12 protein-coding genes are annotated in these 13,276 nt (G+C 63.9%); 8 read left to right on the top strand and 4 right to left on the bottom strand.

Annotated features, from left to right (window positions below; translation table 11 throughout):
* Positions 1-36 precede the first annotated feature (36 nt).
* From ACS8YF_RS13880 to ACS8YF_RS13870, 3 genes are all read left to right on the top strand, one after another.
* Positions 37-735, top strand: coding sequence for a hypothetical protein (locus tag ACS8YF_RS13880; RefSeq protein WP_440850738.1), 699 nt, complete (start codon positions 37-39; stop codon positions 733-735).
* Positions 736-912: 177 nt separating this feature from the next.
* Complete coding sequence (locus ACS8YF_RS13875) at positions 913-2,148, top strand: cation:proton antiporter (protein WP_440850737.1); 1,236 nt, start codon at positions 913-915, stop codon at positions 2,146-2,148.
* 166 nt (positions 2,149-2,314) lie between these two features.
* Positions 2,315-2,980 carry a DsbA family oxidoreductase gene (locus tag ACS8YF_RS13870; protein ID WP_440850736.1) on the top strand — a complete coding sequence of 222 codons (666 nt, stop codon included), beginning with the start codon at positions 2,315-2,317 and terminating at the stop codon, positions 2,978-2,980.
* 62 nt (positions 2,981-3,042) lie between these two features.
* Here the strand turns inward: ACS8YF_RS13870 and ACS8YF_RS13865 are convergent, their stop codons facing one another.
* Positions 3,043-3,450, bottom strand: a complete 408-nt coding sequence (locus ACS8YF_RS13865; RefSeq protein ID WP_440850735.1) for a hypothetical protein — start codon at positions 3,448-3,450, stop codon at positions 3,043-3,045.
* Between the two features lie 197 nt (positions 3,451-3,647).
* Here ACS8YF_RS13865 and ACS8YF_RS13860 point away from each other — a divergent pair, with 197 nt between their 5' ends.
* The 3 genes from ACS8YF_RS13860 to ACS8YF_RS13850 all read left to right on the top strand — a co-directional run bounded on the left by ACS8YF_RS13860 (position 3,648) and on the right by ACS8YF_RS13850 (position 6,594).
* Complete coding sequence (locus tag ACS8YF_RS13860; RefSeq protein WP_440850734.1) at positions 3,648-4,142, top strand: cupin domain-containing protein; 495 nt, start codon at positions 3,648-3,650, stop codon at positions 4,140-4,142.
* A 147-nt stretch (positions 4,143-4,289) separates the two neighbouring features.
* A complete protein-coding gene (locus ACS8YF_RS13855; RefSeq protein ID WP_440850733.1) occupies positions 4,290-5,663 on the top strand; it encodes a BamA/TamA family outer membrane protein in 1,374 nt (457 codons plus the stop codon).
* 508 nt (positions 5,664-6,171) lie between these two features.
* On the top strand, positions 6,172-6,594 hold the full coding sequence (locus ACS8YF_RS13850; RefSeq protein WP_440850732.1) for a DUF6789 family protein: 423 nt from the start codon (positions 6,172-6,174) through the stop codon (positions 6,592-6,594).
* A gap of 113 nt (positions 6,595-6,707) precedes the next feature.
* Here ACS8YF_RS13850 and ACS8YF_RS13845 read toward each other — a convergent pair whose 3' ends face one another.
* Positions 6,708-8,849 carry a carboxy terminal-processing peptidase gene (locus ACS8YF_RS13845; RefSeq protein WP_440850731.1) on the bottom strand — a complete coding sequence of 714 codons (2,142 nt, stop codon included), beginning with the start codon at positions 8,847-8,849 and terminating at the stop codon, positions 6,708-6,710.
* A gap of 192 nt (positions 8,850-9,041) precedes the next feature.
* Positions 9,042-10,022 carry an SAM-dependent methyltransferase gene (locus ACS8YF_RS13840; protein WP_440850730.1) on the bottom strand — a complete coding sequence of 327 codons (981 nt, stop codon included), beginning with the start codon at positions 10,020-10,022 and terminating at the stop codon, positions 9,042-9,044.
* Between the two features lie 375 nt (positions 10,023-10,397).
* On the opposite strand from ACS8YF_RS13840, the gene ACS8YF_RS13835 reads away from it, so the two are divergent.
* Both ACS8YF_RS13835 and ACS8YF_RS13830 read left to right on the top strand, forming a co-directional pair.
* Positions 10,398-10,850, top strand: coding sequence for an MHYT domain-containing protein (locus tag ACS8YF_RS13835; RefSeq protein ID WP_440850729.1), 453 nt, complete (start codon positions 10,398-10,400; stop codon positions 10,848-10,850).
* Entirely contained in the window at positions 10,784-12,523 is a 1,740-nt protein-coding gene (locus ACS8YF_RS13830) for a putative bifunctional diguanylate cyclase/phosphodiesterase (RefSeq protein ID WP_440850728.1), read from the top strand. The genes ACS8YF_RS13835 and ACS8YF_RS13830 overlap by 67 nt, the downstream gene beginning before the upstream one ends.
* On the opposite strand, the gene ACS8YF_RS13825 is transcribed toward ACS8YF_RS13830, so the two are convergent.
* On the bottom strand, positions 12,465-13,276 hold an 812-nt coding region (locus ACS8YF_RS13825; protein ID WP_440850727.1), incomplete at its 5' end, for a sulfite exporter TauE/SafE family protein. The two genes, ACS8YF_RS13830 and ACS8YF_RS13825, sit on opposite strands and share 59 nt — an antisense overlap.

Below are 13,276 nucleotides of genomic sequence, written 5' to 3'. Positions count from 1 at the left end.
AGCCGAGCGCCGCACTCACATCCAGGGGAGGCGAGCATGGGCCGTTCAGAGGATTCGACGCGGGCCCGACTTTTCGATCAGGTCTCCAATCTGACGTTCAACCTGTCGCGTCAGGCGGTGGGCGCACTGGCCGGCCGGGTCGGCGGGCTGACGCTTCGGATCGGCTCCACGCTCATTCTGGACAACAGCCAGCGCACGCGTCTTTCGGCTGAACAGCGCGCCTGGATGCAACGCGCGGGCGTTGCCATTCACGACGCCCGCACCACCGCGGGGCTGTCGATCGACGGCCTGGCCGAGGCGCTGGATCTCGAGGACAAGACCGTGCTCCAGGCGATGGAGCAGGGCAGTGCGACCGTGTCCTTCGAACTCATTCTGCGGCTGACCTCGCTGCTCGCCCGCAACGATCCGATTCCGTTCCTGATCAGCCTCGTACGCGGTTTCAATCCGCGTCTGTGGGCGCTGGCCGAGGACTGGGGCATCGGCCATCTGCCGACGATGATCGAGCGCGATCGCAAGTGGATGAACATCTATCGTGGCAACGACGCCGTACGTCAGTTGCCCGAGGCCGAGTTCAATCAGGTGCTGGCGTTCTGCAAGAGCTCGATGGAAACGGCCATGACGCTGCGCGCCGGCCACTGGACGCCGCCGAAGGCGTCGGACAGCGGCGATGCGGCAACCGCCGCCGACAATGCCGCGCAACGCGCGCGGCACGACAAACCCGGCGCGGCGTCCTGACCCGGTGGCGCACCGAGCGCCCGGGCCGGATTGGGGCGTATTGGAAAAGCACGATCGCATCGGCGATGATTGCCGGCACGTCGGGCCCGCAGCCGTTCACGTATGGCGTTACCCGCCGACCATGTTGCACATGGCGATCCAAGCGCGGATTCGCCGTCTTTTTCCAGTAGGGGGATTATGGAATCCAATCCAGCGATCGAGACCGCCCAGCACGTCCTGCTGATCTTCGGCGTCGTGCTGTCTTGCGGCTCGTTGATCGGTTTCTTTGCGCAGAAGATCAAGGTGCCCGACATCGCCTTGTTCCTGCTGGTCGGCATCCTGCTCGGTCCGGAGATCTCCGGTGTCGTCGATGTGCCCACGGGCAGTGCGCTCAACCAGATCATCCTGATTTTCGGTGCTTCCTACATTCTGTTCGATGGCGGGGCGGAAACGCATCTCGGCGTAGTCAAGGATGTCTGGATATCCTTGTTCTTGCTGGTAACCGTCGGTGTGCTGATTACCGCGCTGGTGGTGGCGCCGGTGGCGCAGTATCTGTTCGGTATTCCGTTCATGGTCGCGTTGCTGCTGGGCGCGACCATCGCGCCGACCGACCCGGCCACGCTCATGCCCGTGTTCAAGCAGGTCTCGATCCGCCGACGCGTGGCCCAGACCGTGATCAGCGAGTCGGCGTTCAACGACGCGACCGGCTCGATCATCGTGGTCACGCTGATGTCGGTGCTGGCCGGCTCGGGCCACCTGTCGTACGGTCATGCGCTGCTGGATCTGCTCGAGCAGTCGGTGATCGGCATCATCGCCGGTGTCCTGCTGGGTTTCGTCGCGCTGTTCGTGATCGCGCACGAGAAGTATTCGTTCCTGCGCGAGTACATGCCGCTGGTCACGCTGATGGCCGTCATCGGCGCCTATCTGGGCGCGGTGGACCTGCAGGCCAGTGGTTTCATGGCGGCTTTTGTCGCCGGCGTGGTGATCGGCAACCGCTCGCTTTTCGGCTATCGCATCGGCGCCGAGGAACAGCGCAGCCTGCACGACTTCGTGGGCACCACCGCGCTGATCATGCGCATGTTCATTTTCATTCTGCTGGGCAGCCAGGTGAAATTCAGCCTGCTGGCCGAGCACTGGCTGGGCGCGCTGATCGTGGTGGCCGTGTTCATGTTCGTGGCACGCCCGCTCAACGTATTCCTGTGTACGCTGCCCGACCGACGGGCCAAGTGGACGTTCAAGGAATTGCTGTTCATGAGCTGGGTGCGCGAGACCGGCGTCATCCCGAGTGCGCTGGCCGGTATTCTGTTGGGTGAGAACGCCCCCCATGCTCACCTGATCGCCTCGGTGGTGTTCGTGGCGGTGCTGGTGACCATTCTCGCCCAGGCCACGACCACGCGGTGGTGGGCCGCCAAGCTCGATCTGCTCGAGGAATGAGCCGACGGGCGTACACGCGGCGCGGCCAGGCTCGCGGCGCGCGCTACGACACGGCCATTGATTCATCGCGCGGACGGGCCGATCATCGCGGGACAGGCGTTTTGCCGCCCGCGCGGGCGTTTGCCGGCGCGCCGGCCGGCGCCCGAATTCCAAGCCGGAGCTCTACATGATTACGCTGGATATCGATCTCGTCTCCGACATTGTCTGCCCCTGGTGTGCCATCGGCCTGGCGCGCCTGCAGCAGGCCACCGACCGTCTGGACGACATCGAGTGCCGGCTGCACTGGCATCCGTTCGTGCTCAATCCCGATATCGGCCCCGAGGGCCGCGACATGGTCGCGCATCTGGCGGCCAAGTACGGCAAGACGCCGGACGAAGTCCGTGAGTCGCAGCAGCAGATCATTGCGGCCGCGGCCGAGTCCGGGTTGGACTTCAAGCGTGCGGCCGAGCGCCGATCCTGGAACACGTTCGACGTGCACCGTGTTCTGCACGAGGCCCGTGAGGCCGGCGTCGACCAGGCTTTCAACGAGCAGTTGTTCGACGTTTATTTTCGCGAAGCCGCCGATCCCACCGATCCGGCGCTGCTGCGCGAGATCGGCATGGCGCTCGGCATGGACGCCAGCCATATCGACGAAATTCTGGCCGGCGAACGCCACGCCGACGCCGTTCGTGCCGAGATCGATTACTATCAGCAGCTGGGTGTGACGGCCGTGCCCTCGTTCGTCGTGGCCGAGCGCTATCTCATTTCCGGAGCCCAGCCACCGGAGGTGCTGGCCGACGCCCTGCGCCAGATCGCCGCCGAACTCACCGACGAGGCGGGCTCGCCCGCGTAACCGCCGCCGGTCAGCGGGGTCTTGTCGCGCTCGTTGCGCCTTGCCTTGCGGTAGCTCGGCCCTTACGGCGACGCTCGCGAATCGCCGCGCTGGCGGTCGAGGTCATGCCAGCGATGTTCGCGCATTGAGGGCGCCGCGTCGTGGCGCCACTCGCCATCATCGTGTTCATGATCGGCCGGTCCATACCCATACCCGGGCCCGGGCCAGGCGCGATGGTGCGGGATCTCACCGTGATCGCGCCACCGATCGCGGTCGCTGGACCAATGGCCGTATTCGCGATCCCCGGCGTGGCGGTCAACCCGGTCGCGGTCGCCATATCCGTAGATCGGGTAGGTCACATAGCCGGGGTAGCCGTATCCATAGCCATAGCTCTGGTAGATCCGGCCATATCCCACGCTGCCATCGAGCGACTCGGGGGCGCAGCCGGCGCCGGTCAGGGCCAGGGCCAACGCAACAATCAAATATTTCATGGCAGTCGCCGCGCAAAAAAGCGCACTCGGAAGGAGATCTATGGTTACGCCAAAATGCATGAATCGGATTTGAATGCCGCCAGGATCGTCGCGCCGGCGGCTTCCATTCACCCGGCCCGCATGTTTTCGTTTCCGGCGCATCGCCGCGGTCTGTGGTATCGATGGGCGGTGTCCTTGTTTTCGCCTGCGGAGGCGTGATGACCGCCGACCACCTGATCGAAATGCTGCATCTCCAGCCCCATCCCGAGGGCGGCTATTATCGCCAGACTTATCGGGCGGTCGATACGCTATCCAGCGACGATTTGCCCGATCGCTACGATGGGCCGCGCGCGGCCTCCACCGCGATCTATTTTCTGTTGCGTCATGCGGAGGTTTCCCGCCTGCATCGCCTGAAATCCGACGAGGTTTGGCACTTCTATGTCGGGAATCCGTTGGTGGTGCACATGCTCACGCCAGAGGGCGAGCGTATCGATCAGGTGCTGGGCCAGGACCTGATGGCCGGCCAGGTGCCCCAGCTCGTCGTGCCTCGAGGCGTATGGTTCGGGGCGGCAATGCAGGGTGACACGGGTTTCGCCCTCGTTGGCAACACGGTGGCGCCCGGTTTCGATTTCGAGGATTTCGAATGGGCCGATCGAACGGGTTTGAGTGCTGTCTGGCCGCAGCATAGGGCGCTGGTTCAGTGGCTGACGTGACCCGGACGTGTTCGGGTAACGCAAGTCCGTGACGACCCCGATACCGGCAGTTGCCGAGGTTACGGTAACGTAACGCTCGGGTTACGCCATGACGCTCGGCATCACGCGGGGCCGAGCGGCGGACCGTGGAATTAAGGATATTCTTTGATGAACAAGCTTTGCGCTGTTGCGGGTTCAGCGGTGCGCCCCGGGCGACTGTATTCGCTCGGCGGCATCGTGCCGCGTGGTTTCGCGCTGTGTGCGCTCGCTCTGGGGCTGCCATGGGCGCTCGTCGTTCCGGCCCATGCCACCGGCGATCTGAGCCTGGATCGGAGCGTGGGCCAGTTCATTGTTATCGACAATGAGCGGCGCGCGTTGGCCGAGCATAATGCCGCGACGGCCGGTGAGTCCGATCGTGCCGTGTCGGCGCAGCCGGAGGCGCCCAAGGAACTGGAGTCGTCGCACAACGTGGCCCTGCTGCCGCAGCTGGGTTATGCCCCCGAAGTCGGGTTCATCGTTGGCGGCAAGTTCAGCGATATCAATTTCGGCGATTCGCACATGAATCTCGATATCGGCGCCACGCAATCGACCGGAGGCGAGACCGCCGTGGATGGCATATGGGGGGTCCCCCATGTGTTCGGCAGCAGTTTCATCGGGCTGGTGCGGTTTCATTACGAATTGCAGCCGACCACCAACTTCTACGGGCTGGGCAACAACAGCGTCGGAGACCATGCGATCAGCCAGCATGAATACCATGGCACGTCGCTGATGTTCACGCTCGGCCGGCGCCTGGCGCCGCACTGGGTCGTGGCCGGCACCATCGGCTACAACCGAATCACCATCGGACCCGGCGACCCCCAGAACGGAAAACAGTCGACCACCCGTGAGTTCGGCGATCTGCCCGGCATCAAGGGCGGCTATAACAACCCGTTGTCGTTGTCGATCATCTACAACACCCAGCGCGATCTCACACGGCCGGAGCAGGGTTGGAACGTGATCGGAAAAGTTACCCACGTGGGCCCGGAACTGGGTAACGATTTCAACTATGCCCGCTTTACCGGCGACGCCAGCTATGTGCACCCGCTCGGTTCGTCCAAGCGCCTGCTCGGCTTCCGTGTCGATGGTCAATATGTCACCGGCAGCGGCAACAATCTGCCGTTTTATGAATTCTCCTCGCTGGGCGGTTTCGATAGTCTGGAAGGTTTCGAGCCGGATCGCTTTCTGGGCCAGAGCCGGATTTTCGCGCGCATCGGCTACCAGCAACTACTGGCCGATTTCGACTTCCGGCATCTGTGGCGCGTTCGGCTGGACGGCACCGTATTCGGTAGCGCCGGGCGAGTCTTTCTCGACCGTTCGCGGCTTCCCGGCGACCTATTGGCGGATACACCCCAAGTGGCGCCGGGGCTGAGCAACGATATCCAGCTTAGCTATGGTGTCGGCCTGCGCGCCGCGCTTAGCGAGGCACTGTCGACCCGACTCGATGTTGGTTTCTCCGGCGAGAGTAATGCGCTCATTTATCTGTCGTTCGGCAATGCTTTCTAGACCATATGGATTGCATCGCAATCCATGATGCCCTTGGGGTCGGCCCAAACCAGCGCCAAAAAAGTCTTTTTGGCACAGATATTTGCGATGCAATCCATATCAGTGTCCTGTCTCGCAAGTAACCTTACATTGCGCACGGCCGTCGCCGCGTATTGACCGGCCTACAAGTTGCTCGAAATTCATGGTGCGAACTGACGTGGCGGGACACGCGTCTCCGGTCACGTGTATTGGGTTGTGTTCAAAACCCCGTTGCGCGGGTATACCAACAGCGTGGCCATGGCAGCGAGTCGCCGCAGCCTGAGACGCCGGATCGTTTTTTTCAGCTGGCACGGTTGTGTCGGACCGGTTGAAAGGTCTGTCACCGCGGCCGCCCGGTCGGCGGGGGTGCGTCTCGGGCTGACCATGATTCAAGGCAACCCTGCGGCGCTTGAGCGCCGGGGTTGTCATAAGCCGGTCGCCGAAGTCGGTGCGGTAGGCTGGGCACTTTGCAACCGCGAGAGAGAGACCCATGAACCCATTCAAGGGCATTGTGGCCGGCTTCATCGCCACGGTGGTGCTTTCCATCCTGATGATCGTCAAGGCGTTTTCGCACTGGCTGTCGGCGTTTAACGCGATCGAGGGTATTCATCGGCTGACCGGCGGCCCGCTGGTCATGGGCTGGGTCGGGCATTTCGCGATCGGTTCGATCCTATGGGGCGTGCTCTTCGCCGTGTTGTATTCGCGCCTGCCCGGCGGGCAGGGATGGGCGCGCGGCGTCGTGTTTGGCCTGATGGCCTGGTTGGCGATGATGCTGCTGTTTCTACCGGTCGCCGGCTATGGATTCTTCGGGCTGGCGATCGGTTGGCCCGTGGCCGGGCTCACGCTGGTTTTGCACCTGATCTACGGGGCCGTGCTCGGGTCTGCTTATGCCACGTTGACCGCCCGGGGCTGACAAGAGAGCGGCCGGCATGAAGCCGGCCGCAAGTCTGATTATCGGTCCGGGCCGCGGCATGCGGGCTGTTGCCACCCGCGTTTACCGGGAGTCCGGTTGCCGGGCTCCCGGCCTCAGGCCGCTTTCCTGGCGGTCTGCGGCTGGGCGCGAATGTGGATCATGTCGAGCAGAATGTTGGCGCTTTCCGTTTCGTAAGCATCGAAACCCTTGCTGCCGGTGTCGCCCGGGGTGGGGGTCGGCAGGGTGTCATCGGGCTTGTTGGCGTTGTCCTTGCCGTTCTCGCTCGAGGCGCCGTCGTCCTGGGCGTCTTCGAGCGCCTTGTAGTTCTTGTACGGCGGCTTGCCGGTCGCCTTGCGATGGGTATTGGCCAGCGCCAGCAGTTTGTGTTCCAACTGCTGCTGTTCCTGGCGACGCTTGTGGATATCCAGCGATACGGTTTTCTGGTCGCTTTCCTTGCGCGCCAGATGGATCCGCTTGACCAGATACTGAAAGTCCGGATCGTGCGCCACGCGTTGCTGGTGATCCTTCTTGAGCGTCGGCAGCATTTTCTGGATCGCGTCCGAGGACGGATAGGCGGTCGGCGGAATCGTGTCGTAGGGCAGTGCGTTGGGCAGCGCGGATTCGCCGATCTTGTTGGGATCGATCGCCGAGGGATAGGTGATATCCGGGGTCACGCCGCGGTCCTGTGTGCTCTTGCCAGAGACGCGATAGAACTTGGCCTCGGTCAGCTTGAGCTGGCCGGAGGACAGGGGCAGCAGCGTCTGGACCGTGCCCTTGCCAAAGGTCTGGCTGCCCAGGATCAGGGCGCGACCGTAGTCCTGCAGCGCACCGGCGACGATTTCAGAGGCCGAGGCGGACAGGCGGTTGGTCATCACGGCCAGCGGCCCGGAATAGACCGGTCCGTTGTTGCGATCGCCCAGGACCTGAATATTGCCGTTGGCGTCCTGGATCTGCACGCCGGGCGCGGAATTCATGAACAGGCCGATCAGCTTCATGGCTTCGCCGAGCGCGCCGCCGCCGTTGTTGCGCAGGTCGAGAATCACGCCCTGGACATTATCCTTCTTCAGCTTGATCAGTTGCTTCTTCACGTCGTCCGCGGTGCCGTTGTAAAACGACGGCAGGGTGACGATACCGATCTTGTGCTCGGTGCCGTCGTGCTTGACGTGCATCACGCGCGAGCTGGCGGCCTGGTCCTTGAGCTTGATCTTGGCGCGGGTGAGCGTGACGGTCTTGGTCTGGCTGTTGTCCGGCGGCGAGACCTGCAAGCGCACAGTGGAGCCGGCCTTGCCGCGGATCAGCTGCACGGTCTCGTCGAGTCGCATGCCGATCACGTCGGTGAAGTCGCCCTGCTTGCCCTGGCCCACGGCAATGATGCGATCGGTGGGCTTGAGCTTGCCGGATTTGGCCGCCGGGCCGCCCGGAATCAGGCGCACCAGTTCCGCGTACCCGTTCTTCGAGCGCAATTCCGCGCCGATGCCCTGCAGCTGCAGGTTCATGTCGATGTTGAAATCCTCGGAGCGACGCGGCGAGAAATAATCCGTGTGCGGATCGTAGCAGTGGGTGTACGCATCCATGTAGACCGAGAACACATCGGTCGGCTCGGCCTGGCGCAGCTGCTTGAGTTCGTTGGTGTAGCGCTGCGTCAGACGCTTCTTGATCTCGGCCGGCTTGACGTCGTTGAGCCGCAGGTCGATGACCTGGTTTTCCAGTTGTTTGGTCCAGAGCTTCTGGCGGGCCGCGGCATCGGCCGGCCATGGCGCGTTTTCGCGATCCACCTTCAAGGATTCCTGATCATCGAGATTGAACGAATTCAGGCCCCGATCGATACGGTGCAATGCCCACTGATCGATCTGGATGCGGCGCTTCTGGTAGGTGTTGAAGATGGCGTAGGCGGCGGTCAGCTTGCCGCTTTTGAGCTGATTGTCGAGCTCGTCGCCGTATTTCTTCTTCAGGCGTTGCACGTCGGAAGCGAGAAACACGCTGTGGGTGCCGTCCAGGTCATCCAGATAGGCCTTGAAGAATTTCTCGGAAAAGGCGTTATCGAGCTTGATCTTGTTGTAGTGGTTGTCCTGCAGCTCGCGCACGACTTCCTGATCGATCTTGCTCTGGTCGTTGTCGGGCGTCAGTGGGGTATAGCCCTGGGCCAAGCCCGCCCCGGCATCGGGGACCGGCGTCGGCTGGTTTTCCGAAGCGGCACAGCCGGTCTGGGCGAAGAGCATCGCCAGAAGCACAAGAGACAGGGCTAGATAGCGCATGAAAATCACGTGTCCTATCGAGTTGACCGCGGGAACACGGCATCGGAGTCGTGGAGGGCCGGATACGGTGTATCGGCGCCGCCGAGAATCGTCGAAATTGTCGGCACGAGGGCAACGATACATGAACGATACCGTATGCAGGAATACGCACTCCTACTGGGTGGGGTGCCGCGGGGCCCGCGCGTCGCCGCATCAAGGGCGGCGCGAGGCGCCTTCGGGCGGGCCGGCATCGGGCAGGCGGAAGAATGTCAGCTCGTGCTTGTTGGCGCTCAGATGACGCAGTCGGGCGTTGTCTATATCGAGAAAATGGTCGATTTCGGCTGGGTCGACCACGCCCTGGCACTTTACGGTAATGACGATTCCAGCCTGTGGGCAGGCGCGGCACCAGTAGCGCGCCAGCGCAAGAATCCGAGCAGGATAGGCGATCAGGTCCGACAGGATCCAGTCGGGGCGCCGATCCAGGTCTGCGACCGTCAGGCCGAATGCATCGCCGCGGTGCGTGGTCACGCGTGGCGCGGCCGCGAGCTCTGGCACCAGCGGGGCGCGATCGACGGCGACGACGTCGGCGCCGAGCTGGTTCAGTACCCAGGTCCAGCCGCCCGGCGACGCCCCCAGGTCGAGACAGACATCGCCCGGGCCCGGCTGCGTTCGGGCCAGGGTCAAAGCCTCCCAGAGCTTGAGATAGGCCCGGTTGGGCGGGCCTTCACGATCCTCGGCGAAAGCCGGCCGGCCGTCCGCAAAGGCGCTGGAGCAGAGCGGCGACGCCAGCAACCGATCCCGGTCGAGCAGGCCGAATACGCCCAGCGGAGCGGACGGCACGGGCGCCGGAAAGCCGAGGGGCCGGAAGCGGATCGGCGCCAGTTTGTCGGCGATCAGTTGCGCGCGGCGGTGATGCGAGATCGAGTGCAGGTGCCAGTTGCGCTGCACCGAGGCCAGCAGGCGCGCGGCTTCGCCGATCGAAGCCACGCGGTACTCGGCCGGGGCCAGCCAGCTGTTGCGGGCCCAGGCCGCCGGGCCGGAGGTACCGTGGACAAAGATCAGCGAATCGATCGCGTCAACAATACGATCGCCGCGATGGACCAGTTCGTCGATCAGCGCCTGGCGGTGGCCGTCGGCGGCGAGATGCACGACGTTGTAAGCGATCGGCAGCGCGGCAGGGAAGTCGCTTGGCATCGGCAGGCGATGGTTGCGGAATGAAGTGCTTGCGAAGACGTCAGTTTAGGGCCTGCGGCGGTGTCATGCGACGCCGCGTCGCGGTCCGAAGGTGTGTCAGCCAGAGCGTCGCCGTGCCCAGGCCCTCGCCTGGGCTGCACGACGCGAAGGGTCGGTCGCCGGCCATCTTTTTGTATAAAATTTAATGCGTCCGCCGCGCCGGAGGGTCATGTAACGGTAGCGCGGGCATCGCGACGCCGGGTCGATGCGTAGTATCCGGCGCGCCCGCCGTTAACGACAACGCCCCGCGAAACGCGCGCATGGGACATGCGCCGTCGTCGTGAACGGTTCGCGCCCTTCGGCCGTCTATCGGGTCAATACGGGAGTTGTCGTTTTATGGAAGCCGCCGATTTTCTGACGTCACACTATCGGCCCGGGCTCGTGCTGTTGTCGATCGCGGTTGCGATTCTGGCCGGTTATGCCGCGCTCGATCTTACCGATCGCGTCCACGCTGCCCAGCGGCGCTACGCGTGGATCTGGCTGGCCGCGGGCGCGGTCGTCCTGGGGTCCGGGATATGGGCCATGCATTTCATCGGCATGCTCGCGTTGCGGCTGCCCATTCATATGAGCTACGCGGTGGTGCCCACTGCGTTGTCCTGGCTCATGGCGGTCGCGGCCTCGGCCGCGGCGCTTCGGCTGGCTTGCCGGGCGCGCCTGGATCGGGGCGCCTGGCTGGGCGGATCGGCTTTCATGGCACTCGGTATCGTGAGCATGCATACGCGATGGAGATCAAGCCCGGCATCGTCTACGACCCGGTCTGGGTGGTGCTGTCGGTGCTGGTTGCGCTGACAGGGTCGGCGGCCGCACTGGGACTGTCGTTCGCCCTGCGGCAGGCGCGCCAGCGTTTGCGTACGACCAAGAAGAGCGCGGCCGCGGTTTTTCTGGGGGTTGCCATCGCCGGCATGCACTATTCCGGCATGGCGGCTGCCCAGTTCCCGCTGGCAAGTCAGAGTCTCGTGGCCGGTGGTGTCGACAAGACCTGGCTGGCGTTGTTGATCGGTTCGTTGTCGGTGGTGTTGCTGGCGGCCACCCTTTTGGCCTCGGCGCTCGACCGGCGGCTGGAAACGCAAACGGCGGACTTGATTGCTTCATTGCAGACGGCCAACGAGCAACTGCGCCACAACAGCCACCATGATGCCCTCACCAATCTCGCCAATCGCAGACTGCTGCACGAGCGACTCGATCGCGAGATCGAATACGCCGGCCGCCGCGGCGGCAGCTTCGCCGTGTTCTATGTCGATCTCGACGGCTTCAAGCTGCTCAATGATCACCTCGGGCATCGCGCCGGTGACGAGGTCCTGGAGCGGGTCGCGAACGCCATGCGCGACACCATGCACGACAACGATACGGTCGCGCGGATGGGGGGTGACGAGTTCGTGGTGTTGGCGGCCGGTGCCGACGGTACGGCCGATATCGACAGGCTGGCGCATCGTCTGCTGACGGCCATTCGCCAGGCCGGCGACACCATACCCGGCCTGTCGGCCAGCATCGGTTGGTCGCGTTTCCCCGATCATGGCAATAAACCGGAGGCGCTGATCACCGCGGCCGATCGCGCGATGTATCACGCCAAGCACAACGGCAAGAACAACTGCGTCGGCTTTCGCCCGGAGATGGCGCATCTCGCGGAGGATGAATTTCAACTCCAGCGGGCGCTGGGCGAGGCGCTCGAAGCCGGCGCGATCGTCGTCTATTACCAGCCCAAGTATCGCCCGGCTGATGGCACGTTGTGCGGCGCCGAGGCGCTGGTGCGCTGGCACCACGCCGAGCGGGGCGTGATCATGCCGGATCGCTTCATTCCGCTGGCCGAGCGCTCGGGCCAGATCGACCAGCTGGAGCGGATCGTACTCGGTTCCGTCTGCGCTCAGATTCGGGCATGGCGTGACGCCGGGCTCGTTGTGCCGCGGATCTCGGTCAATCTGTCGGCGGCCCGGGTCGGCGATCCGCGACTGCCGGGCTTGGTGCGCCGTCATCTCGATCGCTATGACCTCGAAGCGCGTTCGCTGATGTTCGAGATCACCGAGTCGGTGGCAATCAAGGGCATGCTGGAAGCGATCGACACGCTCAAGTGCTTTTCCCGGATGGGGCTGGATGTGGCGCTGGACGACTTCGGCACCGGTCACTCCAGCCTGTCCTATCTGGAGAAACTGCCGATCCAGCAACTCAAGATCGATCGATCGTTCATCCGCGAGCTCGGGGCGTCGATGCCGCAACAGGCAGCCATCGTGAGTTCGATCGTCACGCTCGCGCACAATCTCGGGCTCGACGTAGTGGCCGAAGGCGTGGAGACCGCCGAACAACTGCGCTACGTGATCGAGCTGGGGTGCGACGAAATGCAGGGTTATCTGTTCAGTGGCGCGGTACCGGCCGCGGATTTCGCCCGGCTGCTGGCCGGGGCGCGCGACATCAGCCAATTACCAGGCGCAGAGCCGGCAGCGCCAGAACGAGTGCCAGAATACGGCTGAATGTTCTCTGGTCGACCCGGTAGTGGAGCTTGTGGCCGGCGATCAATCCAATCAGCACCGCCGGCAGACTGGCCGCGGCCAGCCACCAAGAGTGCAGCATGAGCAGGCCGAGATGCGTGTAGATCGTGGCCTGCACGGCCGAACTCAACAGAAATGCCATGGTGAGAATCGAGCGTGAATAACGCTTCGGGTAACGCATGTTCACGTAGATCAACAGCGGAATGGGCGCAACGCCGACCGCGCCGACGATCACGCCGGAGAACACCGACGAACCGGCCAGTCCCGACGTATCGGCCCAGCCCAGCTGTGGCATGCGTTCGGGCGCCGGTGTCCGGAACAGATTCAACGCCACATAACACAGGATGACCGCGCCGAGCGTGCGTTGCAGCACGTCCACCGGCAGTATGGCCAGCAGCTGCGCGCCGCCGAGCACGCCGGTCGAAAGCGACAGCGCGGCGATCGGGCCACGCCGCCAGTCGAACTCGCGCCGGGCCAGTACCATCATCAACAGATTGGTGCCCAGCGCGACGACGGCGACCACCGGCACGACATCGCGAAACGGATAGAGCAGCACCAGGCTGCTGACCATCAGGGTGCCGCTGCCGAAACCGGTCAGGCCCTGGGAGGCGGCGCCCACCAGGGCGGCCAGGTTGAACAGAAGAACCTGCAAGATATTAGGGCCTGTTGCCGTTTCGTGCACGTCCGCGCCAAGCGCTGTTTTGCGGCAAGACGAGGCGTAGCGAACGTGGCGTA

It is taken from the genome of Salinisphaera sp. SWV1, from assembly GCF_052044155.1.
Lineage (GTDB): Bacteria > Pseudomonadota > Gammaproteobacteria > Nevskiales > Salinisphaeraceae > Salinisphaera.
The sequence above is the reverse complement of the archived record's forward strand: the minus strand, read 5'-3'. Positions and strand labels throughout refer to the sequence as shown.

What these genes read in the sequence shown, in the direction of transcription:
- ACS8YF_RS13840 (WP_440850730.1), bottom strand. Translation starts at nt 10,022, where the DNA reads ATGCCAAGCGACTTCCCTGCCGCGCTGCCGATCGCTTACAACGTCGTG.
- ACS8YF_RS13850 (WP_440850732.1), top strand. Translation starts at nt 6,172, where the DNA reads ATGAACCCATTCAAGGGCATTGTGGCCGGCTTCATCGCCACGGTGGTG.
- ACS8YF_RS13855 (WP_440850733.1), top strand. Translation starts at nt 4,290, where the DNA reads ATGAACAAGCTTTGCGCTGTTGCGGGTTCAGCGGTGCGCCCCGGGCGA.
- ACS8YF_RS13870 (WP_440850736.1), top strand. Translation starts at nt 2,315, where the DNA reads ATGATTACGCTGGATATCGATCTCGTCTCCGACATTGTCTGCCCCTGG.
- ACS8YF_RS13875 (WP_440850737.1), top strand. Translation starts at nt 913, where the DNA reads ATGGAATCCAATCCAGCGATCGAGACCGCCCAGCACGTCCTGCTGATC.
- ACS8YF_RS13865 (WP_440850735.1), bottom strand. Translation starts at nt 3,450, where the DNA reads ATGAAATATTTGATTGTTGCGTTGGCCCTGGCCCTGACCGGCGCCGGC.
- ACS8YF_RS13880 (WP_440850738.1), top strand. Translation starts at nt 37, where the DNA reads ATGGGCCGTTCAGAGGATTCGACGCGGGCCCGACTTTTCGATCAGGTC.
- ACS8YF_RS13830 (WP_440850728.1), top strand. Translation starts at nt 10,784, where the DNA reads ATGGAGATCAAGCCCGGCATCGTCTACGACCCGGTCTGGGTGGTGCTG.
- ACS8YF_RS13860 (WP_440850734.1), top strand. Translation starts at nt 3,648, where the DNA reads ATGACCGCCGACCACCTGATCGAAATGCTGCATCTCCAGCCCCATCCC.
- ACS8YF_RS13835 (WP_440850729.1), top strand. Translation starts at nt 10,398, where the DNA reads ATGGAAGCCGCCGATTTTCTGACGTCACACTATCGGCCCGGGCTCGTG.
- ACS8YF_RS13845 (WP_440850731.1), bottom strand. Translation starts at nt 8,849, where the DNA reads ATGCGCTATCTAGCCCTGTCTCTTGTGCTTCTGGCGATGCTCTTCGCC.